Below are 22,262 nucleotides of genomic sequence, written 5' to 3' on the forward strand. Positions count from 1 at the left end.
AGGCGCCGTATCGAGCGGCGAAGCCGCTTCGCGTCTCGGTGGTGAGGGAAAGGACGCGGCGACGCCGCGTCATGCTGGTCGAGTAGCCCCGCAGGGGCGTATCGAGACCCGCCACCACCAGCAGGGCGGGTCTGCATACTCAGCGTCCTGACGGTGGCGGATCTCGATACGCCCGCTCCGCGGGCTACTCGATCAACATGACTTTCCCCATACGTACTAGGTGATCTTTCCTAAGAGACCGACGTGCTCAGCAGGGCGGGTCTCGATGCGCCCGCTGCGCGGGCTGCTCGACCAGCAGGAGCGGCCCGCTGCGCGGGCTGCTCGACCAGCAGGAGCGGCCCGCTGCGCGGAATGCGCCGGACATGCTGGTCGAGTAGGCGCCGCAGGCGCCGTATCGAGACCCGGGACGCGAAAACGCCCGCGGCCGCCCCCGGAGGGGCGACCGCGGACGTCGGGGCAGCTAGTGGTGGCCGTTGCCGTGGTTCGCGGTGGTCGGGCCGACGGCGGACTTCGAGACCTGCATCAGGAACTCGACGTTCGAGGACGTCTCCTTCAGGCGGGACAGGATGATCTCGAGCGCCTGCTGCTGGTCGAGCCCGGCGAGGGCGCGGCGCAGCTTCCAGGTGATCTTGACCTCGTCCGAGCTGAGGAGCATCTCCTCGCGGCGGGTGCCCGACGCGTTGACGTCGACGGCGGGGAAGATCCGCTTGTCGGCGAGGTGGCGCGAGAGGCGGAGCTCCATGTTGCCGGTGCCCTTGAACTCCTCGAAGATCACCTCGTCCATCTTCGAGCCGGTCTCGATGAGCGCCGTCGCGAGGATGGTGAGCGAGCCGCCGTTCTCGATGTTGCGCGCCGCACCGAAGAACTTCTTCGGCGGGTACAGCGCCGACGCGTCGACGCCGCCCGAGAGCACGCGGCCCGAGGGAGCGGCGGTCACGTTGTAGGCGCGGCCGAGGCGGGTGATCGAGTCGAGCAGCACGACGACGTCGTGGCCCAGCTCGACGAGGCGCTTGGCGCGCTCGATGGCCAGCTCGGCGACCGTGGTGTGGTCCTCGGCCGGGCGGTCGAACGTGGAGGCGACGACCTCGCCGCGCACGGTGCGCTGCATGTCGGTGACCTCCTCAGGACGCTCGTCGACGAGCACGACCATGAGGTGGACCTCGGGGTTGTTCTGCACGATCGCGTTCGCGATCTGCTGCAGGACGATCGTCTTGCCGGCCTTGGGCGGCGCGACGATGAGGCCGCGCTGGCCCTTGCCGATCGGGGCGACCAGGTCGATGATCCGCTGGGTCAGCTTGCCCGGCTCCGTCTCGAGGCGCAGGCGCTCGGTCGGGTACAGCGGCGTGAGGTCGTGGAACTCGACGCGCGCGGCGGCCTCCTCGACGGTCTGGCCGTTGATGGAGTCGACGCGGACGATCGCGTTGTACTTCTGGCGTCCGCCGCCCTCGCCCTCGCGGGGCTGGCGGATGGCGCCGACGACGGCGTCGCCCTTGCGCAGGTTGTACTTCTTGACCTGGCCGAGCGAGACGTAGACGTCGCTGACACCGGGCAGGTAGCCCGTGGTGCGCACGAACGCGTAGTTGTCGAGGACGTCGAGGATGCCGGCGACCGGGATGAGGACGTCGTCCTCGCTGATCTCGGGCTCGAAGTCGTCGCCGACCGCTCCCCCGCGGCGCTTGCGGTCGCGGTAGCGGCTGCGGCGGCCGTCCTCGCCGTCGGCCTGCTGGCCGTTCTGCGAGGAGCCCTGAGCGTTCTGGCCGTTGCCGCCCTGGGGCTGGCCGCCCTGGTTCGACGCGGCCTGGCCGTTGCCGTTCTGCGCGGCGCCGTTCTGGCCGTTGCCGTTCTGGCCGTTGCCGTTCTGGCCACCGTTGTTCTGAGTGCTGCCGTTCTGCTGGCCGTCGTTCGCCTGGCGGTCCTCACCACGGCGGTTGCGGTTGCGGCGGTTGCGGCCGCGGCCGGTGCCCTGCTGGTCGCCGCCGTTCTGCTGGTCACCGCCGTTCTGCTGCTCGCCGGAGTTCTGCTGGTCGTCCTGGCGGTCGCCGGAGTCGGACTCGTCGCCGGCGTCCTGCGGGGACGACTCGACGGAGTCGCTCGACTCGGGCTGCTCGTTCTGCTCGGCGCTGCCGCCGCGGCTGCGACGGCGTCCGCGGCGCTCGCGCTGACCGCCCTCGCGGGAGGAGTCGTCCGACTCCGGCCCGTTGGGCAGCTCGATCTCGATGACCGGTCGCGGCGCCTGCTCGGCGTCGGGGGCCTGCTCGACGACGGGCGGGAGCTCGGGGATGAGCGACTCGACACCGCTGCCGGCCGGCACGTTCAGGTGCTCACCGGCGGCGACCGTGCCGCTGGAGGCGCGACGCGAGCCGCGACGACGCGGGGTGCGCTCGGCGGGCTCGGCGACCGGCTCGGCGGCCACGGGGAGCTCGAGCTCGACCGGAGCGGCCTCGGCGGCGACCGGAGCCGGCTCCTCGACCGTGGCGGCGGCCTGCTCGAGGACGTCGGCGGTGTCCGCCTCCGTGCTCTCGGCGGGCGCGGGCACCTCGGCGGGGGCCTCGAGCACCGGGGCGCTCTGCTCGGCCACGTCGGCCGGCTCGGCCTCGACACTCGTGCCGTCGACGACGGGCTCGGCCTCGGCCGGCTCGGCGAACGACTGCTCGGCGGCCGAGGGCTCGGCGGGCGCCTGCTCCTCGGCGGGAGCGGCGGGCTCGGCGGCGACCTCGGAGTCCGCGCCGGCGCGGAGGTCCGAGATGGCCTGGACGAGCTCGCCCTTGCGGAGCTTGGAGGCTCCGCCGATGCCGAGGCTCGTCGCGAGAGCCTGCAGCTCGGCGACGCGGAGGCCGGCGAGATCGGCGTTGTCCGCGGCGGTGCCGCGGGTGTTGACATCTGTCACTGGAGAGGGGTTCCTTCCCCCCGGGAGCGAACGCTCACCGGGAGAGCACATCAGCCGTGCGGGTCCATCGCGAGTTCTGATCCACGCGATGCTCTCGGTCGCCGGCTCGACCTGCCTCGGGAAGCGCAGAGAGGGCACGAGCGACCAGGCGCTGATCTGCACGAGAAGCAGGGGCGCCCTTCACACGATGTGATGGCCGTGATTATCGGGACGATCCGTCGGACAGATTCCGCTCGTTACGCGGCTCCTCGGGATGCGATCCCCACTGTAGCACCCTTGAAGTCGACGGCCAGCATGTGCGCGCGCCAGGGCGTCTGCGCCTCCTTCGCCACCAGATCCGCGGCGGCCAGGCGCTGCGCGGGGTCGCTGCAGAGCACGAGGACGCTCGGTCCGGCGCCGGAGACGACGGCCGCGTAGCCGTGCGAGCGCAGCAGCGCGATCAGCTCGGAGGTCTGCGGCATCGCCGCGGCCCGGTAGTTCTGGTGCAGCTTGTCCTCGGTCGCCGCGAACAGCAGCTCGGGGCTCTGGATCAGGGCCGCGATCAGCAGCGACGAGCGCGAGACGTTGAAGACGGCGTCCTCGTGCGGGACGCTGATCGGCTGCAGCGAGCGCGCCAGCCGGGTCGACATGGTGTGCTCGGGCACGAAGACGACCGGCGAGACACCGCGGTGCACCATCAGCTTCTTGGAGCGCGGCCGCAGCGGCGCCTCCGGTCCGCCCTCGGCGCCGGGCTCGACCCAGGCGATGGTGAGACCGCCGAAGAGCGCCGGCGCGACGTTGTCGGGGTGCCCCTCCATCTCGGTCGCGATCCGGAGCAGGTCGTCGGCGTCGAGCTCGACGATGCCGTCGAGCAGTCCCTTCGCCGCCATGATCCCGGAGACGATCGCGGCGCCGGAGGAGCCCATCCCGCGGCCGTGCGGGATGATGTTGCGCGCGGTCACGTCGATGCCCGGCATCTCCTGCCGCTGGTCGGCGAAGGTGTAGGCGATGGCCTGCACGACGAGGTTCGTCTCGTCGGTCGGCACCTCGCCCTCGCCCACGCCGTGCACCGCGACCCGGGCGCCCGTCGCCGTGACGGCCGTGACCTCGAGCTCGTCGTAGGCCGAGAGAGCGAGGCCCAGCGTGTCGAACCCGGGGCCGAGGTTCGCCGAGGTCGCCGGGACCTTGACGTGCACGGTGCGGCCGACGGGAACCGCCGAGGTCATGCGCCGGCCAGCCCCAGCACGTCGGCGATCGCGGCGGTGTCCACGGGCACGACGGTCGGAGTGATGTCCTCGCCGTCCGCGGTGCGCAGGGCCCACTGCGGGTCCTTGAGGCCGTGGCCGGTGACGGTCAGCACGACGGTGGCGTCCTTGGGGATCGCCCCCGCCTCGGCGCGCTCGAGCAGGCCGGCGACGCTGATCGCGGAGGCGGGCTCGACGAAGACGCCGACCTCGCCCGCGAGGATGCGGTACGCCTCGAGGATCTTCTCGTCGCTGATGGCGCCGAAGTAGCCGTCGCTCACGCTGCGCGCGTTGAGCGCGAGCTCCCACGAGGCCGGGTTGCCGATGCGGATCGCGCTGGCGATGGTCTCGGGGTGGCGGACGACCGCGCCGTGCACGATCGGCGCGGAGCCCTCGGCCTGGAAGCCGAACATGCGGGGCAGCTTCGTCGACCCGCCGCGCTCGAGCTCCTCGGAGTAGCCGCGGAAGTAGGCGGTGTAGTTGCCGGCGTTGCCGACGGGCACGATGTGGAGGTCCGGCGCGTCGCCGAGGACCTCGACGACCTCGAAGGCGGCGGTCTTCTGACCGGCGATGCGGTCGGGGTTCACCGAGTTGACCAGGTGCACCGGGTAGTTCTTCGCGAGGTCGCGGGCGATGTCGAGGCAGTCGTCGAAGTTTCCCTGGACCTGCAGCAGCTGCGCGTTGTGCGCGATCGCCTGGCTCAGCTTGCCGAGCGCGATCTTGCCCTCGGGGACGAGCACCGCGGCGGTGATGCCGGCGTGCGTCGCGTAGGCCGCGGCCGACGCGGAGGTGTTGCCGGTCGAGGCGCAGATGACGGCCTTCGCGCCGTGCTCGACGGCCTTCGAGATCGCCATGGTCATGCCGCGGTCCTTGAAGGAGCCGGTCGGGTTCATGCCCTCGTACTTGACCCAGACCTTCGCGCCCGTGCGGGCCGAGAGAGCCGCCGCCGGGATGAGCGGGGTGCCGCCCTCGCCGAGCGTGATGACGGGGGTCGCCTCGGTGACATCGAGGCGGTCCGCGTACTCGTGCAGGACTCCGCGCCACTGCTTGGCCATCTCAGGCTCCTTCAACTCGTAGAACGGACGTCACGGCGCCGACGAACCCGTGGGATTGGAGAGCGGTGACGGTGGCCGCCAGATCGGACTCTGCCGCGGCGTGCGTGCCGATGACCAGGGTAGCGGTCGGCTCGCGCCGCTCCGCACCGGCCTCGGCCAGCGGGTCGAGCACGGGCGGCGTCTGCACCAGCGTCTCGACGGAGACGCCGTGCTCGGCGAAGACCCCGGCGATCTGGGCGAGCACGCCGGGGCGGTCGAGCACCTCGAGCGTGACCTGGTAGCGGGTGGTGACGTGCCCGATCGGCAGCACCGGGAGTCCGGAGCTGGCGCTGGTGACGAGGCCGGGGCCGCCGACGACGTGGCGGCGGGCGGCCGAGACGACGTCGCCCAGCACGGCCGAGGCGGTCTCGACGCCGCCGGCGCCCGCGCCGTAGAACATCAGGCTGCCCGCGGCCTCCGCCTCGACGAAGACGGCGTTGTTCGCTCCGTGCACGGCGGCGAGCGGGTGCGAGCGGTGCACGAGCGCGGGGTAGACGCGCGCCGAGACGCCCTCCTCCCCCGTCTTCGCGTCGACGAGTCGCTCGCAGATCGCGAGCAGCTTGATCACGTAGCCCGAGGCGCGCGCCTGCTCGACCTGCTCCTGGGTGACGCCGGTGATGCCCTCGCGGTGCACCAGCGAGACCGGGACGTCGGTGTGGAAGGCGAGCCGGGCGAGGATCGCGGCCTTCTGCGCCGCGTCGTAGCCCTCGATGTCGGCGGTCGGGTCGGCCTCGGCGTAGCCGAGCTCGGTGGCGAGCGCGAGCGCCTCCTCGAGCGTCGAGTGCTCGGTGTCCATCCGGTCGAGGATGAAGTTGGTCGTGCCGTTGACGATGCCGAGGATCCGGTGCACGCGGTCGCCGGCGAGGCTGTCGCGCAGCGGGCGGATGATCGGGATCGCCCCGGCGACGGCCGCCTCGTAGTTGAGCTGGGCGCCGACCTGGTCGGCCGCCTCGAACAGCTCGTTGCCGTGCGCGGCGAGCAGCGCCTTGTTGGCGGTGATCACGTCGGCGCCCGAGGAGATCGCCTTGAGGATGTAGCTGCGCGCCGGCTCGAGGCCGCCGATCAGCTCGACGACGATGTCGGCGCCGAGGATGAGCGCCTCGGCGTCGGTCGTGAAGTACTCCTTCGGGATGTCCGCGGTGCGCGGCGCGTCGAGGTCCCGGACGGCCACCCCGGCGAGCTCCAGCGGCGCCCCCACGCGCTGGGCGAGCTCGTCGCCGTGGTCGAGCAGGAGGCGCGCGACCTGGGCACCGACGGACCCGGCGCCCAGGAGGGCGACGCGGAGGCTGCGGTACTCGATCATCGGAGGATGGCCTTTCGTTCGATGCCGGCATCGCGGCGGAGGAGGTCGTCCTCGGTCTCGCCGTGCACGATGACGCGCGCGGCTCCGGCCCGGACGGCGACGACAGGGGGTCGGCCGAGGTGGTTGTAGTTGCTCGAGAGCGACCAGCAGTAGGCGCCGGTCGCGGCGACGGCGAGCAGGTCGCCCGGCTGCACGTCGGCGGGGAGGAAGTCGTCGTGGACGACGATGTCGCCCGACTCGCAGTGCTTGCCGGCCACGCGGACGAGGGCGGGCTCGGCGTCCGAGACCCGGTTGGCGATCCGCGCGGTGTAGTCGGCGCCGTAGAGGGCCGGCCGGGCGTTGTCGCTCATCCCGCCGTCGACGCTGACGTATCGGCGCACGCCGTCCGAGCCGACCGCGACGTCCTTGATCGTGCCGACCTCGTAGAGGGTCAGCCCGGCCGGCCCGATCAGCGAGCGGCCCGGCTCGATCGCGATGTGCGGGACGGGGACGCCGAGGCGCGCGCACTGCTCGGCGACCGCGTCCGCGATCGCCGCGGCGATCTCGTCGATCGGCGTCGGGTCGTCGGCGCTCGTGTAGGCGATGCCGAAGCCGCCGCCGAGGTTGAGCTGCGGGACCGGGCCGTCGGCGAGGAGCGCCGCATGCACCGCGAGCAGTCGCGAGGCCGACTCGGCGAAGCCGGCCGAGCCGAAGATCTGCGAGCCGATGTGGCAGTGCAGGCCGAGGAAGCGCAGGCTCCCGTGCGAGCGGATCCGCGCGACGGCGTCCGGGCAGTCCTCGAGCGTGATGCCGAACTTCTGGTCCTCGTGCGCGGTGGCGAGGAAGCTGTGGGTGTGCGCGTGCACGCCGCTGTTCACCCGCAGCCGGACCGGCTGGACGCGGCCGTGGCGCTCGGCCGCGGCGGCGACCCGCTCGATCTCGAGCACGCTGTCCAGGACGATCGCGCCGACGCCGGCCTCGACCGCCCGGTCGATCTCGGCGAGCGACTTGTTGTTGCCGTGCAGGCCCATGTGCTCGGGCTCGACGCCGGCGGCGAGCGCGACGGCGAGCTCTCCCCCGCTGCAGGTGTCGATGTTCAGGCCCTCGGCGCTCATCCAGCGGGCGACCTCGGTGGAGAGGAACGCCTTGCCGGCGTAGTAGACGGTGACGCCGGTGCCGATCCGGCCGAGCTCGCGCTCGAAGGCCTCGCGCGTCGCGACCGCGCGGCGGCGGGCGTCGTCCTCGTCGACGACGTAGAGCGGAGTGCCGAACCGCGCCGCGAGCTCGCTCGCCGCGACCCCGGCGATCTCGAGGCCGCCGTCCGCCGAGCGGACCGTGCCGCCGGACCAGACGCCGTCGGCGAGGCCGTTCGCGTCGTCGGGGCGGTGCAGCCACTCCGGAGCGAGGGGATGACGGGGGGCGCGGACGGGTGCGTCGGCGTGTGCCACGGGTGAGACCTCACAGGAGAGAGTGGGAGCGTCACTGCGTGGCGAGCGAGTCCGGATTGACCCCTGAAGCCAGCAAGATCCTTGAACGTGCTGTCGGTGCAGATGCTGTCGGTGCAGGTGCTGCCGTCGAGCGTGCTGCCAGTGCTCTGTCAGCCGGGGCCGACGGCACAGGGCTCCGATCCTACCGGTCGGGCGCTGCGCGTCCGTCCCGGATCAGGAGCAGACGCCGGTCTCCTGCTGCGCCGGGTCGCTGAGGAAGGTCGGCGAGAGATCGAAGGAGGCGTCCAGCGAGTCGGCCGTCACGGCGACGTCGGTCAGCGCGAGCCCCTGCGGCACCGCGTCCGCGATGCAGACCGAGCGCGCGGCGAGCAGCCCCTCGGCCACGGCGCCGAAGCGGTCCTCGACGTCGGCGGCGCTGATCGTGGTGCCGCCCGCCGTCACCTCGGACGGCGTCAGCTCGATCGCGCCGTCGGCCGCGCCGAGCTCGATGCCGACGCCCGCGGCGAGGGTGAGCCCGAGCACGTCGACCGAGGTGTTCACGCGCACCAGCGGCGGGTCGAGCGTCACGCCGTCGATCGGCACCTGGCTCCGCGCGGCGACGAGCGTGCTCACCGAGTCGGGGTCGAGCGCCACGGTCGCGCGTCCCGCCTCGAGCGGACCGTCGCCGCTCGCGGGGACGCCCTCGAGCGTCGCGTCGACATCGCCGTTCAGATCGCCGAACGCGACGTCGTCGCTGCGGATGTCGAGCCGGTCGAGCGAGCCGGCGATCAGCTGCGGCAGCACCGCCCAGCCGGCGACCTCGACCTCGACGGGGTGGTCCGCGGGGAGCGAGAGCGCCTCCCGGATACTCGACGCCGCGGTGTCGGCGACGGCGCGGCGGGCGAGCACGTCGCCGACGACGGCGGCCACGGCGAGCAGCACGATCAGGATCACGACGACGATCGCGACGCGGCGACCCCGGCGCGGCCGACCGTCGGCGGCGGCGGTCACATCCGGTCCGGAGCAGTCACGCCGAGCAGCGAGAGCCCGTTGCGCAGGACCTGCGCGGTCGCGTCGTTCAGGCGCAGGCGGGTCGAGTGCACGGCCTCGATCGGGTCGTCACCCTGCGGGACCACGCGGCAGTTGTCGTACCAGCGGTGGTAGAGGCCGGCGATCTCCTCGAGGTAGCGGGCGACGCGGTGCGGCTCGCGCAGCTCCGCGGCCAGCGCGACGATCCGCGGGAACTCCTGCAGCCCGCCCAGCAGCGCCGACTCGCTCGGGTGCACCAGCGTCTCGGGGGCGAACGGCTCGCGCGGCACGCCCGACGCCTCCGCCTTCGCCGCGACCTGGCGGGTGCGGGCGTGCGCGTACTGCACGTAGTAGACGGGGTTGTCGTTGCTGCGCTTGGTGAGCAGGTCGAGGTCGATGTCGAGCGAGGAGTCGGCGGAGGAGCGCACGAGCGAGTAGCGCGCGGCGTCGACGCCCACGGCCTCGACCAGATCCTCCATCGTCACCACGGTGCCGGCGCGCTTGGACATCCGGACCGCCTGGCCGTCGCGGAGCAGGTTGACGAGCTGGCCGATCAGGATCTCGAGGTTGACGCCCGGGGTGTCGCCGAAGGCCGCGCACATCGCCATCATCCGGCCGATGTAGCCGTGGTGGTCGGCGCCGAGCATGATGATCGCCCGGTCGAAGCCGCGCTCGCGCTTGTCGAGGTAGTAGGCGAGGTCGCCCGCGATGTAGGCGGCCTCCCCGTCGCTCTTGATGATGACGCGGTCGCGGTCGTCGCCGAAGTCCGTGGTGCGCAGCCAGGTCGCACCGTCGGCTTCGAAGATGTGGCCGAGCTCGCGGAGGCGCTCGATCGCCCGCTCGACGGCGCGCGACTCGTGCAGCGAGTTCTCGTGGAAGTAGACGTCGAAGTCGACGCCGAACTCGTGCAGGCTCTGCTTGATCTCGCCGAACATCAGGTCGACGCCGATCGAGCGGAAGGTCTCGTTCAGCTCGGCCTCGGGCAGCGCCGTGAGGTCGCCCGGGTAGGCGGCCACGACGCGGTCGGCGATGTCGGCGATGTAGGCGCCGCCGTAGCCGTCCTCGGGCGTCGGCTCACCGCGGTAGGCGGCCAGGACGCTCCGGGTGAAGCGGTCGATCTGCGCCCCGTGGTCGTTGAAGTAGTACTCGCGGGTCACCTCCGCGCCCTGCGCGATCAGCACGCGGGCGAGGCTGTCGCCGACGGCGGCCCAGCGGGTGCCGCCGATGTGGATCGGGCCGGTGGGGTTGGCCGAGACGAACTCGAGGTTCATCTTCAGACCGGAGTAGACGGAGCCGGTGCCGTAGGCCCCGCCCGCCTCGACGATCGCGCCGGCGAGCGCGCCCGCGGCGGCGGCGTCGAGCCGCACGTTGAGGAATCCGGGGCCGGCGACCTCGACCGAGGCCACGCCGTCGACCGCGCCCAGTCCCTCGGCGAGCTCGGTCGCGAGCTCGCGCGGGTTCGCGCCGGCCTTCTTCGCGATCTTCATCGCGATGTTCGAGGCCCAGTCGCCGTGGTCGCGGTTCTTCGGCCGCTCGAGCACGACGTCGCCGAGCGCGACCTCGGCGTCGCTCCCTCGTCGCTGCACGGCGTCGAGGACGAGGGCGTGCAGGGAGGCGGCGAGCTGTTCGGGAGTCACGGGGCACGATTCTACCGGCCGCCCCGCCACCCCTTCCTTCCCGCCGATCGCCTCACCTCCCCCGCCGATCGAGCAGCCACCGCAGCATGCTGATCGAGTAGCCGGCGCAGCCGGCGAATCGAGCGGAGGGGGCGCCTCCGGCGCCACCGCGGGGCGGGGAAGAGACCGACGTCCTTGGGGTGGTGGGTCTCGATACGCCCCTTCGGGGCTACTCGACCAGCATGTTCTGCGGGCGTCTCTTCCAAGTAGATCCACCCTCCCCAGAACCGCAGCCGCCAGGACCCATCCGCCCCCCGCCGCCTCGCGATTGCTAGGGTGCAGCGCATGCGCCGACCCGCCGCCCTCGCCCTCCTCGTCGCCGTCGGCGCCCTCGCCGGCTGCGCGCCGGGCGCGGAGCCGGTGCCGAGCGCGAGCGAGGCCGTCACCGGCACCCCGGTCGACATCGCCTGCGACGAGCTGATCCCCGCCTCAGCGCTCACCGGGCTCTGGGCGGGCTTCACCCCGAGCGACGCCGTCGAGCCGACCGCGGTCTCCACCGAGATCGCCGGCTACCAGGGACAGGTCTGCGGCTGGTCCGGGCCGGAGGGCGCGGACTTCCAGATCGCCGTCGCGCAGCTCGATCCCGCGATCATCGAAGCGCTGAAGAACGAGTTCTTCACCACGAGCGCCGCGGTCCCCACCTACGGCCGGCCGCCCGAGATCGAGGGCTATTACGAGGTCGCGAACGGCCGCGGCGTGGCCGACGCCTTCATCGGCGATTACTGGATCGAGGCGTCGAGCGCCTCGTTCGTCGAGCCGGGCGACCCCGAGCCGCTGGTCCGCGCGGCGCTGACCGCCCTTGGCGGCTGACGCCCGCTCAGCCCAGGCGCACCGGCGACACGTGGTCGTCCTCGACGACCTCGTCGCAGGTCGCCTCGACGTTCATCGTCTCGAGCCGCAGGTCGGTGAGGTAGCTGCTGAGGAACGCCGTGTCGGCGGTGTCCCGGCCGGAGGAGATCCGCAGCATCGACGGCCGCGGAGCGAGCCGGGTCGCGTCGACCGCGTGCCAGGCCCCGTCGACCCACGCCTCCGACACCGCGTGGAAGTCGCGCGGCTCGAGCCCCGGGGCGTAGACGGCGGTCACCCGCGCCGGGATGTCGAGCGCGCGCAGCAGCCCGACGACGGTGTGCGCGAAGTCGCGGCAGACGCCCTGTCCGCTCTCGATCACCTGCGCCGCTCCCCCGGTCGCGACCGTGGAGCCGTAGACGTAGGAGAGGTGGCTGTGCACCCACTCCTCGACGGCGACGAGCGCCTCGAAGCCCCTGGCCCGCCCGAACTCGCGCCGGGCGATCCCGCCGAGAGCATCGGTCTCCGCGTAGCGGCTCGGCCGCAGGTACTCGACCAGCTCGAGCTCGCTCGGCTCGTCCGGCACGCCTCGCCCGGAGACGCGGCCGCGGTACTCCACCTGCATCGCGCCGGCGTTCGCCGCCACACGGTGCACGCGCGCACCGTGCCGCGCCGGGAACTCCCGCACCGGGACGGGCTCGCCGTCGAGAGTGACGGTGAAGGAGTCCTCGAAGTCGTCCCCCGTCGGCGTCGCCGCCATCAGGAAGATCAGGTCGGTCGGCCCGTTCAGACGCAGGCCCAGCGAGGCGGAGACGGTGCGCAGCATGCCTCCATCGTGGCACGCCGAGACGGCCCGCCAGGGCGTCCGGCGACGCTCACCCCGGGTGCTAATGTTGTCAGGCACTCCTGGCCCCCATAGCTCAGGGGATAGAGCACTGCCCTCCGGAGGCAGGGGCGAAGGTTCGAATCCTTCTGGGGGCACTCTTCACGCCGATCCGGCTGCCTCGAGCAGACCGACGCGGGCCGCGGGCTCCGGCACGACGCGATCGACTCCGGCTCGAACGCTCGAGCAGCGCTCCTTCGCTCGCCGACGGCCTCGAGCGCCGTGCCCGAGCCGCACGCACGCCGACCGACGCCCTCGGAGCGCGACCGAGGTGCGGTACCGCGGGATTCGAGGGCGTCGCCCGTGCGCGAGAGCGGAGGATCAGTCGTCGTCGTTCGCGCAGTCCCGCGAGCAGTACGGATCGGCGACCCGCGACGGGCGACGTCGGCAGGCGTCGCAGCGGCGGGCGCGCAGGAAGGAGCGGATCAGGGTCGTCATGGTGAGCCTTCGGGTACGACACCGCGACCGCCGTGAGGCTGCGGGATTCGGGTTCCACAGGTCGCTCGGGAGGTGTCCCGACGGATCCTATGGTCCGTCTCCGCCTCGAGCAAGAGACCCGCCGAGGCTCCCGGCCGTTCCGCACCTCCGCGCCTCCGGCGCTCCGAGCCGGCTCACCGGGCGACGACGATCTCCCCCAGATCGGCCGCCAGCTCCTGTGCCATGTGGTCGTACCCCGCCGTGTTCGGGTGGCCGACCTCGATGTTGACCCACTCGGACTGCGACGTCGTGGGGAACCAGCGCTCGTAGAGCGGGCTGATGAACGCGATGCGGTGGTCGCGCGCGTACTCCTGGAGCACGGCGTTGACGTAGCGCTTGTTGGCGTTCGAGTTCGTCGAGACCGACACGGGGCCGAGCATGACGAGCTGCGCCGACGGGAACCGCTCCCGCAGCGCCGTCACGGTGGCGTCGACCGCATCGGGCAGCCCGGCGTTCTCGACGTTCTGGTCGTTCGAGCCGCCCTGGAGGATCACGAGCTGGAACTCGTCCCCGTAGCTCAGCCTCTCGATGCGCTGCAGGAAGGTGCCCTGGCCGTCGTTGCCCGCCTTGATGTAGCCCGTCGACCCGACTCCCTCGACCGCGATGTCCCAGCCGGGGAGGTATCGGGGCAGGACGCGCGCGAAGCCGTCCGTCTCCGGTTCGGCTGCACCGAAGCCCGCGGTGTAGGAGTCGCCGAAGACGAGTACACGGGGCTGCGCCGGCAGCGCGATCGGGTCCGGCGTGGGCACCGGTGTCGCCGTGGTCGGCGAGAACGTCGCACTCGCCGGGATCTCGACGGCCGCCCGGTCGTCCGGCAGGAGGAACACGAGCAGCGTCCCGGTGACGGCGAGTGCGGCGACGACGGTCACGACCCGCACCGTCGTGCTCCGCCAGGCCGATGACAGCACTTCGAGACGCCTCACGATGATCCCCCCCGGTCGACTGAGCGAGAGGCTAACCGAGGAGCGCGCCCGGAGCAGAGCCCCCGAAGGTGTGGCGCGTCCTCACGGACGTCCCGGGACCCGCCGATCCGGGCCACCGGGTCGCCGAGCACCGCCTCGCGTGTCGGGAATCGCCGTTCCGCGGGCGGGGATCGCCCGTCCTGCTCGGCTGCATCCGCGGTCCAGGACACGACCGGAGGACGAGCAGCCGAGCGACTCAGTCGTCGTCCTGAGCGCAGCGCTCGGAGCAGTAGGGGTCGAGTGCGCGCCGGGGGACGAGTCCGCACGCTGCGCAGAGGGGACGACGACGTCGGGGCACGAACGATCGAAGACGTTCAGCCAAGCGTTTCGGGGTCACGAGAACCGCCTTTTCGTTGACGTCGCGAGCAACCGGGCAGGAATCCGGACCGCGCTTCGGGTGCGCGGACGCTCGCCGGGAGACGTCGTGTCCTATTCGTACCCCCGTGCAGCTCGGATTGGTACCGGATGGGCCGTGAAACAGGCACTATCACCCGATTCCGTTCCGGTTCGGAGTCTCTGGGGACACGCTGTCCCGTTCCAGGAGCGCCACGTCCGCAGAGGCGGACCCCGATCGACAGGGGTTCCCGCGCCGAAACGCGCTCGGCGCACACGGCGTTCCTGAGAGCGGCGTCGTAGGGTGAGCGCGTGAAGATCCTTGTCGTCGAAGACGATCCAGCCATGGGCGAAGCGCTCGTGGGCGGCCTTGAAGACGCCGGCTACGAAGCCGAGCTGACGACGAACGGCATCGACGCGCTCGTCGCGTTCAGCAACGCGGAGTTCTCGGCCGCCATCGTCGACGTCATGCTCCCCGCGATGTCGGGCTTCGAGATCTGCCGGCGCATCCGCGAGCTCGGCCGTTCCACGCCGATCCTGCTGCTGACGGCGCGCGACTCGGTCGAGGACCGCGTCTTCGGCCTCGACGCCGGTGCCGACGACTACCTGACGAAGCCGTTCGCGTTCACCGAGCTCAACGCGCGGCTGCGGGCACTGCTGCGGCGCAGCCCGTCGCTGATGTCCACCTCGATCGAGGTCGGCCGCATCACCGTGGACGGATCGAGCATCCGCCGCACCGCCGACAACACGCGCATCCACGTCAGCCCGAAGGAGCTCGAGCTGCTGAAGCTCCTGATCTCGCCGGTCGGCTCGGTGGTCACCCGCCAGCGCATCCTCTCCGAGATCTGGGGCGGCGGCGAGATCGTCGACAACAACATCGTCGACCAGTACGTCAGCTACCTTCGCAAGAAGCTGCCCGCCGAGGACACCGGCGTCAGCATCGTGACGGTGCGCGGCAAGGGCTACTTCCTCCGTCCGGTCGAGTAGCCGCGTGGCCGCCTCGAGCCCGCTCGCCGCGGCGCGCGCTGCGACGCGGCGCTCGGGAGCGCTGTCGATCCGCGCCAGGATCACGATCGGCTCGGTCGCCGTCGCGACCGTGCTCTTCGCCCTGGCCGCGATGCTCTTCTACCAGGTCGTCACCGGCATCGTGGAGCGCAGCGAGCGGACGATCCTCGTCTCGATCGAGGACGAGATCCGCCGGGACATCGCTGCCGGCGACGTCCCGCGGGTCCAAGACTCCTCCACCGGGCAGCTCTACCTCGCGATCACCCCGGACGGCGCGGTCGACGCGACGACCATGCCGACGGAGGTGCGCCGCTCGGTGCAGGCGGAGCTGCGCGACCGAGCGGCCGACGCGGTGCCGCGCTACACCGAGGTCGCCACCGCGACCACGCGCTACCTGGTGCGCATCACCGCCGTGGACGGCGAGGACGGCACCTGGAGCGTCGCCACCGCCCGCGATCAGGCGGCCTCGCAGCTCGTGCTCGACGACTTCGCGCACGTGCTCGTGTACGCCGCGATCTTCCTCGTCGTGACCTTCGGGCTCGCGTCCTGGATCCTCACCGGAGCGGCTCTGGCGCCCGTCCGGCGGATGCGCGCCCGCGCCGACCAGATCGCCGCCGACCCCACTCCCGGCGATCAGCTGCCGGTGGTCGGCACCCGCGACGAGATCGACGAGCTCGCCGAGACGCTGAACGCGTTCCTCTCCAAGCAGTCGGCCTCCCTCGCGCGGGAGAAGCAGATGGTCTCGGACGCCAGCCACGAGCTGCGCACGCCGCTCGCCGCGCTCTCGGCCCAGCTCGAGATCGCGCACCACCGCGTCGAGGACCCGGTCGCCGTCGATCGCGTCATCCTCGACGCGCAGAAGAGCGTGGATCGCCTGGTCCGGCTCGCCTCCGCCCTGCTGGACATCTCCCGGATCGAGAGCCGCTCCGCCCGGCCGACCTCGCCGTTCGCCGAGCTGGTCGACGAGCTGGTCGGCGCGGTCGACCGCACCCGGCTGCTCGCGGCGGAGTCGGGCGTCGAGATCGACTACGAGATCGACGAGCGCGAGCCCGCGCGACTGTACGCCGTCGCCTCGCAGGACTTCGGCCGGGTGATCGACAACCTCGTCCGCAACGCGATCCAGGCGATCGGCCGCGGCGGCACGATCGTCGCGGCGCTCGCGCAGAAGGACGGCCGGCTGCTGCTGACGGTCTCCGACGACGGCCCCGGCATGCCGGCGGAGTTCATCCCCGTCGCCTTCGACCGGTTCTCGCGCCCCGACGACTCGCGCACCACCGCCTCGGGCGGCAGCGGCCTGGGGCTCGCCCTGGTGCACACCACGGTGCTCTCCGGCGGCGGCACCGTCGCGCTGTCCAACCGGGAGCCGCACGGGCTCGCGGTCGACATCGTGCTGCCGCCGGTCGGGTCCGCGGCCCGCTGACGACGCGGCCGGCTCCCCCGGCATGATGAAGGCCCCCGGACTGCTCCGGGGGCCTTCGGGACGATCAGCGCCGTTCGTCCTCGGGACGGATCGGCACGGGCTCGGCGTTCGCGGGCGGCGGGGACCAGACCGGCGCCTCGGACTCCGCGGGGGTGCCGTCGAGCAGGTTGCGCGCGCGGTTCACCACCTCCGGGTCGACGAGGACCGAGTAGCTCGTGGCGATGACCTGCATCGTCGAGGTGAAGTCGCGGCGGCGACGGTTGACCGCGTAGGACGCGAGGCCGAAGAGCATGCCGAAGCCGGCACCGAGCAGGACGGCCGCGATCAGGAAGGAGAACTCGGTGGTCGGCGAGAAGATGATCAGCAGCAGACCGAGGAAGACACCGAGCCACGCGCCGGAGGCGGCTCCGGCGAGCGCGACGCGGCCCCAGGTCAGCTTGCCGGTGACGCGCTCGACGCTCTTGAGCTCGTTGCCGATGATCGCCAGCTGCTTGACCGGGAAGTCGGCCCGCGCGAGGACGTCGACGGCCTTCTGCGCTTTCTCGTAGGTGTCGAAGGTGGCGAGGATCTCGCCGCGCGGGATCGTCGGGGAGGCGGCGCCCCGGCGGTTGTTCATGGGCATCTGCTGAGTCACCCGCTCAGACTGTCACAGCCGACTTGGAGCCTTCTGGGCGCGGATCGAGAGGTTCCCGAGCACGAGCAGGGAGCCGATGGGCTCCGCGCTCGGCTTCCGCGAGGGCGGCCGGGTCTAGGTTGGTAGCCGTGAGTTCCGCCAGAGTCTTCGTAGCGCGCTTGGCCGGTTGCAGCGTCTTCGACCCGGCGGGCGATCGCGTCGGCAAGGTCCGCGACGTCCTGCTCGTCCCCCGTCAGAACGACGCGCCGCGCGTGGTCGGCCTGGTCGTCGAGATCCCCGGCCGGCGCCGGGTCTTCGTCTCGATCGGCCGCGTGACCAGCATCGGCAGCGGGCAGATCATCACGACCGGACTGATCAACGTGCGCCGCTTCGAGCAGCGCGGCGGCGAGGTCCGGGTGATCGCCGAGCTGCTCGGCCGGAAGATGACCTTCGTCGACGGCTCCGGCGACGCGATCGTCGAGGACGTCGCGATCGAGGAGGTCGGGCCGGGCGAGTGGGAGCTCGCGCAGCTCTTCGTCCGCCGTCCCAAGACCAGCCCCTCGCCCTTCGCCAAGGGCGCCACCACGTTCGCCGGCTGGCGCGAGGTCCGCGAGAGCGTCTCCACCGAGGCGCAGTCGGCCGAGCAGTACGTGGCGAGCCTCGCCGAACTCAAGCCCGCCGACCTCGCCAGCACCCTCCTCGACCTGCCGCAGCAGCGGATGCTCGAGGTCGCGGGCGAGCTCTCCGACGACCGGCTCGCCGACGTCCTCGAGGAGATGCCCGAGAGCGAGCAGGTCGAGATCCTCGGCCGGCTCGACGACGACCGCGCGGCCGACGTCCTCGACCAGATGCAGCCCGACGACGCGGCCGACCTGATCGCGCAGCTCTCCGACGAGCGCGGCGAGGCGCTCCTCGAGCTGATGGAGCCGGAGGAGGCGGACGACGTCCGCATGCTCCTCTCCTACGCGCCCGAGTCGGCCGGTGGGCTCATGACGACCGAGCCGATCATCGTCTCGTCCGAGGCGACCGTGGCCGAGGGCCTCGCGATGATCCGCCGGCACGAGCTGGCTCCGGCGCTCGGCGCCGCGGTCTGCGTGACCCTGCCGCCCTACGAGCCGCCGACCGGCCGCTTCCTCGGCATGGTGCACTTCCAGCGGATGCTCCGCTACCCGCCGCACGAGCGCCTGGGCACCCTGCTCGACCAGAGCCTCGACCCGATCACTCCCGACACCTCGGCGGCCGAGGTCGCCCGCATCCTCGCGAGCTACAACCTCGTCTCGGTGCCGGTCGTCGACGAGTCGCACCGCCTCGTCGGCGTCGTGACGATCGACGACGTGCTCGACTACCTCCTCCCCGACGACTGGCGCAGCCACGACGGCGACGACGAACCGCGCACGCCGGTGAGCACGACGACCCAGGGCATACCGATCGCGGCGCCCGTGGCGGCGGCAGGCAGGTTCAAGGCAGGACGACGAGGACGGAGGGGTGCGCGTGGCTAGGGACACCAAGCAGGATCGACGGCTCGACGCCCCGAAGGGCCTGCGCACGCGGGTGCTCCCCCGGCGCAACCGGCAGAGCAGCGACCGCTTCGGCCGCCTGACCGAGTCGTTCGCCCGCGGCATGGGCACGCCGTGGTTCCTCGTCGGCATGACGATCTTCTGCGTGTTCTGGCTGCTGTTCAACACCTACGGTCCCGAGGAGTCGCGGTTCGACTCCCAGGCCCTCGGCTTCACCGTGCTCACGCTGATCCTCTCGCTGCAGGCCTCCTACGCGGCCCCGCTCCTCTTGCTCGCGCAGAACCGGCAGGACGACCGCGACCGCGTGCAGATCGAGCAGGACCGCCAGCGCGCCGAGCGCAACCTCGCCGACACGGAGTACCTGGCCCGCGAGGTCGTGGCGCTCCGCCTGGCGATCCGGGACATGGCGAGCAAGGACTTCATCCGCTCCGAGCTGCGCAGCCTCGTCGAGGAGCTCGAGAAGGACCGGGCGGAGTCGATCGCGAGCGACCGGCGCGATGCCTGACGCCGGGACGCCCGAGCCCGTCGATCCCGCTGCCCTCGAGCACGCGGTGCTCGCGGCACTCGCGCGGGTCATCGACCCCGAGATCCGGAAGCCCATCACCGAGCTCGACATGGTCGACTCGGTGACCGTCGGCGAGGACGGTGCGGTGACCGTGGCCATCCGGCTGACGATCGTCGGCTGCCCCGCGGCGTCCGCCATCGAGCGCGACGTGCGCGCGGCCGCCGAGTCGGCGACGGGCGTCGGCGCCGTCCGGGTCGAGGTGGGCGTGATGACGCCCGCGCAGCGCACGGCGCTGACGGAGCGGCTGCGCGGCGGGCGGCGCGAGATGCCGTTCGGCCCGGACTCGCTGACCCGGGTCTACGCGGTCACCAGCGGCAAGGGCGGGGTCGGCAAGTCGACCGTGACCGCGAATCTGGCGGTGGCCCTGGCGCGGCGCGGGCTGGCGGTCGGACTGGTCGACGCGGACGTGCACGGCTTCTCCATCCCCGGCCTGCTCGGGCTGATGCACGACGGCCGGGTGGCCGGGCCGACGCGGGTCGGCGAGCTGATGCTCCCGCCCGTCGCGCACGGGGTGAAGGTGATCTCGATCGGGATGTTCCTCGAGGGCGACACCCGCGGGGCGGCCGTCTCCTGGCGCGGCCCGATGCTGCACCGCACCATCTCCCAGTTCCTCACCGACGTCTACTTCGGCGATCTGGACGTGCTGCTGCTCGACCTGCCGCCGGGCACGGGCGACGTCGCGATCTCGATCGGCCAGCTCCTGCCGCACGCGGAGGTGCTGATCGTGACGACTCCGCAGCCGGCCGCCGCCGATGTGGCGGAGCGCAGCGGTGCGCTCGCCCGTCAGTCCGGTCAGCGGATCATCGGCGTCGTCGAGAACATGTCCGGGCTGCCGCAGCCCGACGGGTCCGTGCTCGAGCTGTTCGGCAGCGGCGGCGGCGCCGAGGTCGCGCGCCGGCTCAGCGCGAGCGGCGAGGACGTGCCGCTGCTCGCCACGCTGCCGATCAGCGTGGCGCTGCGGGCGGGCGGTGACGACGGGCTGCCGGTCGTCATCGGCGACCCGGAGGACCCGGCTGCCGTGGCGATCACGGAGCTGGCGCGCACGATCGCGTCGCGTCCGCGCGGGCTGACGGGCCGGCGCCTGCCGATGTCGGTCGGCTGACCCCTTCGCCGCAGGCTCAGGCCAGAGCGGGTCTCGATACGCCCTCTCCGCGGCCTCCTCGACCAGCATGAGGGAGCCCGCTGCGGCTACTCGACCAACATGAGGGAGCCCGTTGCGCGGGCTGCTCGCCTCGCCTGGAGCGGCCCGCTGCGCGGGCAGCTCGACCCGCAGCATCCGGCGGACCTGCCGCGATGATGGTGGTCGAGTAGCCCCGCAGGGGCCTATCGAGACCCGCTGTCGTCAGCACGTCGGCCGACGGGGTGGGTCTCGATACGCCCGCTGCGCGGGCTACTCGACCAGCATGCAAGGGCCGCACTGCGGGCTGCTCGACCAGCTTGCAGCGACCGCTCCGCGGGCTGCTCGACCAGCAGCATCCGAGGGACGTGCCGCAACCATGCTGGTCGAGTAGCCCCGAAGGGGCGTATCGAGACCCGCTGTCGTCAGCACGTCGGCCGACGGGGTGGGTCTCGATTCGCCCACTGCGCGGGCTACTCGACCAGCATGCGCGGCCGACAGGCGCGGGTCAGGTGGCTTCGAGGTCGATGGGCGGGGGCGCCACTGTGGAGAGCTCGCCGGCGCCGGCCGAGCGCTTCATCGTCGTGTAGTAGCTGTCCGCCGTCGAGGCGCCGCCGCCCGCCGTGACGGGCGCGGAGACCGCCGAGGGCGGCTTCACCGTGGGGGCCGGCTCGTCCTCGAGCAGGGCGTCGCGGATGATCCGCCGCGGGTCGTACTGCCGCGGATCGAGCTTGCGCCAGTCGACCTCGTCGAACTCGTCGCCCATCTCGTCCTTGACGCGCTCGCGCGCCTGCGTGGCGAATCCGCGGACCTTCCGCACCAGCGCAGCGAGCTGCGAGGCGTAGTAGGGGAGGCGGTCAGGGCCCAGCACGAAGACGGCGATGACTCCGATGATGAGGAGCTTGTCGAACGTCAAACCGAACACGGGACAACACTAACCCGCCGCGCCTGCGCCGACGACCGCGCGCGCCCCCGTACCCTGGCGATGCGCAGGCGCGATCCGCCCGCCGCGACCACCACCAGAGGAGCCCACCCGTGTCCGACAAGGATGCCAACTGGAAGTACGCCGAGGACGCCGTCGTCGAGCCCGAGGCGATCGCCTCCGCCCGCCGGCTCGCCGTCGAGCTGGGCATCGATGCGATCGCGCCCTCGATCGGCGCGCAGTCCGCGCTCGTCGCGGCCGCCGCGCGGGCCACGTCGATCATCGAGATCGGCACCGGCACCGGCGTGAGCGGACTCTGGCTGCTCGACGGCGCCCCCGAGGCGATGCTGACCTCGATCGACTCGGAGGCGGTGCACCAGCAGCACGCCCGCGCCCAGTTCCACGAGGCGGGCATCTCGCCGAACCGCCTGCGCCTCATCCCGGGCCGCGCCCTCGAGGTGCTCCCCCGGATGAACGAGAACTCCTACGACATCGTCTTCGTCGACGGCGATCCGCTGCAGGTCATCGAGAACGTCGAGCACGCGCTGCGCCTCGTCCGCGTCGGCGGCACCGTGCTCGTGCCGCACGCCCTCTGGCGCGGCCGGGTGTCCAACCCCGCTCAGCGCGACGAGATCGCCTCCGCCTTCCGAACGCTCGTCGCCGAGGTCTGCGGCTCGCCGGCCGTGGTCAGCGTGCTGTCGCCGATCGGCGACGGGCTGCTCCAGGCGAACAAGCGCCGCGCCTGACCGCGCGACCCCGGGAACGAGGGAACGCCCGTCGCATCGGATGCGGCGGGCGTTCTCGACGGTGCTGGTGGGTCAGGCTGGAGTCACCACCGACGCGAGAGCGTCGTGGAGTTCCTTCGCCTCTGCATCGTTGACTGAGACGACGAGACGTCCGCCGCCTTCGAGCGGAACGCGCACGACGATGAGTCGACCCTCCTTAACAGCCTCCATCGGTCCGTCTCCGGTCCTCGGCTTCATGGCCGCCATAGAGTTCCCCTTTCGTGACGTATCCGTCTATTATCGTGCATCCGCGCCAGGG

General features: G+C 72.1%; 19 protein-coding genes and 1 tRNA gene. 8 read left to right on the forward strand and 12 right to left on the reverse strand.

Features of this window, described 5'->3' with window-relative positions; translation table 11 throughout:
- Positions 1-460: 460 nt before the first annotated feature.
- The 7 genes from rho to argS all read right to left on the reverse strand — a co-directional run bounded on the left by rho (position 461) and on the right by argS (position 10,579).
- Entirely contained in the window at positions 461-2,887 is a 2,427-nt protein-coding gene (gene rho, locus HQQ86_RS02410; RefSeq protein WP_367948520.1) for a transcription termination factor Rho, read from the reverse strand.
- Positions 2,888-3,123: 236 nt separating this feature from the next.
- Positions 3,124-4,092 carry a homoserine kinase gene (thrB, locus tag HQQ86_RS02415; protein ID WP_173286179.1) on the reverse strand — a complete coding sequence of 323 codons (969 nt, stop codon included), beginning with the start codon at positions 4,090-4,092 and terminating at the stop codon, positions 3,124-3,126.
- Positions 4,089-5,165, reverse strand: coding sequence for a threonine synthase (gene thrC / locus HQQ86_RS02420; RefSeq protein WP_132435767.1), 1,077 nt, complete (start codon positions 5,163-5,165; stop codon positions 4,089-4,091). Before thrC ends, thrB begins: the two co-directional genes overlap by 4 nt.
- A 1-nt stretch (position 5,166) precedes the next feature.
- Positions 5,167-6,507, reverse strand: coding sequence for a homoserine dehydrogenase (locus tag HQQ86_RS02425; protein ID WP_173286181.1), 1,341 nt, complete (start codon positions 6,505-6,507; stop codon positions 5,167-5,169).
- Positions 6,504-7,934, reverse strand: coding sequence for a diaminopimelate decarboxylase (gene lysA, locus HQQ86_RS02430; protein ID WP_173286183.1), 1,431 nt, complete (start codon positions 7,932-7,934; stop codon positions 6,504-6,506). The genes HQQ86_RS02425 and lysA overlap by 4 nt, the downstream gene beginning before the upstream one ends.
- A 213-nt stretch (positions 7,935-8,147) precedes the next feature.
- Positions 8,148-8,924, reverse strand: a complete 777-nt coding sequence (locus tag HQQ86_RS02435) for a DUF2993 domain-containing protein (RefSeq protein WP_173286185.1) — start codon at positions 8,922-8,924, stop codon at positions 8,148-8,150.
- Complete coding sequence (argS, locus tag HQQ86_RS02440) at positions 8,921-10,579, reverse strand: arginine--tRNA ligase (protein ID WP_173286187.1); 1,659 nt, start codon at positions 10,577-10,579, stop codon at positions 8,921-8,923. The genes HQQ86_RS02435 and argS overlap by 4 nt, the downstream gene beginning before the upstream one ends.
- Positions 10,580-10,903: 324 nt before the next feature.
- Between argS and HQQ86_RS02445 the strand changes: the two genes are divergently transcribed.
- The gene (locus tag HQQ86_RS02445) at positions 10,904-11,428 is read left to right on the forward strand and encodes a hypothetical protein (RefSeq protein WP_173286189.1); all 525 of its coding nucleotides are present in this window, start codon (positions 10,904-10,906) and stop codon (positions 11,426-11,428) included.
- A gap of 7 nt (positions 11,429-11,435) precedes the next feature.
- Here the strand turns inward: HQQ86_RS02445 and HQQ86_RS02450 are convergent, their stop codons facing one another.
- Entirely contained in the window at positions 11,436-12,230 is a 795-nt protein-coding gene (locus HQQ86_RS02450; RefSeq protein WP_173286191.1) for a transglutaminase family protein, read from the reverse strand.
- A gap of 83 nt (positions 12,231-12,313) precedes the next feature.
- Here HQQ86_RS02450 and HQQ86_RS02455 point away from each other — a divergent pair.
- Positions 12,314-12,385, forward strand: a tRNA-Arg gene (locus HQQ86_RS02455).
- 513 nt (positions 12,386-12,898) lie between these two features.
- Here the strand turns inward: HQQ86_RS02455 and HQQ86_RS02460 are convergent.
- Positions 12,899-13,687 carry an SGNH/GDSL hydrolase family protein gene (locus HQQ86_RS02460; protein WP_173286193.1) on the reverse strand — a complete coding sequence of 263 codons (789 nt, stop codon included), beginning with the start codon at positions 13,685-13,687 and terminating at the stop codon, positions 12,899-12,901.
- 684 nt (positions 13,688-14,371) lie between these two features.
- On the opposite strand from HQQ86_RS02460, the gene HQQ86_RS21930 reads away from it, so the two are divergent.
- Positions 14,372-15,046 (forward strand): response regulator transcription factor, encoded by a 675-nt coding sequence (locus HQQ86_RS21930; protein WP_260300519.1) that lies wholly within the window; start codon positions 14,372-14,374, stop codon positions 15,044-15,046.
- Positions 15,047-15,050: 4 nt separating this feature from the next.
- Complete coding sequence (locus tag HQQ86_RS21110; protein WP_173286195.1) at positions 15,051-16,484, forward strand: HAMP domain-containing sensor histidine kinase; 1,434 nt, start codon at positions 15,051-15,053, stop codon at positions 16,482-16,484.
- Positions 16,485-16,548: 64 nt separating this feature from the next.
- Here HQQ86_RS21110 and HQQ86_RS02475 read toward each other — a convergent pair whose 3' ends face one another.
- The gene (locus HQQ86_RS02475; protein ID WP_173286197.1) at positions 16,549-17,100 is read right to left on the reverse strand and encodes a general stress protein; all 552 of its coding nucleotides are present in this window, start codon (positions 17,098-17,100) and stop codon (positions 16,549-16,551) included.
- A 146-nt stretch (positions 17,101-17,246) separates the two neighbouring features.
- Between HQQ86_RS02475 and HQQ86_RS02480 the strand changes: the two genes are divergently transcribed.
- Genes HQQ86_RS02480 through HQQ86_RS02490 form a run of 3 tightly spaced genes read left to right on the forward strand, consistent with a single transcriptional unit; the run spans position 17,247 to position 20,281 of the window.
- Positions 17,247-18,596: a CBS domain-containing protein gene (locus HQQ86_RS02480; RefSeq protein ID WP_173286199.1), complete on the forward strand. Its 1,350-nt coding sequence runs from the start codon at positions 17,247-17,249 to the stop codon at positions 18,594-18,596.
- On the forward strand, positions 18,589-19,119 hold the full coding sequence (locus HQQ86_RS02485; protein ID WP_173286201.1) for a DUF1003 domain-containing protein: 531 nt from the start codon (positions 18,589-18,591) through the stop codon (positions 19,117-19,119). The genes HQQ86_RS02480 and HQQ86_RS02485 overlap by 8 nt, the downstream gene beginning before the upstream one ends.
- The gene (locus HQQ86_RS02490) at positions 19,112-20,281 is read left to right on the forward strand and encodes an Mrp/NBP35 family ATP-binding protein (RefSeq protein WP_173286203.1); all 1,170 of its coding nucleotides are present in this window, start codon (positions 19,112-19,114) and stop codon (positions 20,279-20,281) included. The genes HQQ86_RS02485 and HQQ86_RS02490 overlap by 8 nt, the downstream gene beginning before the upstream one ends.
- Positions 20,282-20,804: 523 nt before the next feature.
- Here the strand turns inward: HQQ86_RS02490 and HQQ86_RS02495 are convergent.
- On the reverse strand, positions 20,805-21,221 hold the full coding sequence (locus tag HQQ86_RS02495; protein WP_123445460.1) for a Sec-independent protein translocase TatB: 417 nt from the start codon (positions 21,219-21,221) through the stop codon (positions 20,805-20,807).
- 110 nt (positions 21,222-21,331) lie between these two features.
- On the opposite strand from HQQ86_RS02495, the gene HQQ86_RS02500 reads away from it, so the two are divergent.
- A complete protein-coding gene (locus HQQ86_RS02500) occupies positions 21,332-21,964 on the forward strand; it encodes an O-methyltransferase (RefSeq protein ID WP_123702830.1) in 633 nt (210 codons plus the stop codon).
- Between the two features lie 72 nt (positions 21,965-22,036).
- Here HQQ86_RS02500 and HQQ86_RS02505 read toward each other — a convergent pair whose 3' ends face one another.
- Positions 22,037-22,210, reverse strand: coding sequence for a DUF3117 domain-containing protein (locus HQQ86_RS02505; protein WP_077221916.1), 174 nt, complete (start codon positions 22,208-22,210; stop codon positions 22,037-22,039).
- Between the last annotated feature and the right edge of the window lie 52 nt (positions 22,211-22,262).

Origin of the sequence: Rathayibacter sp. VKM Ac-2857 (assembly GCF_013205025.1) — a bacterium.
Lineage (GTDB): Bacteria > Actinomycetota > Actinomycetes > Actinomycetales > Microbacteriaceae > Rathayibacter.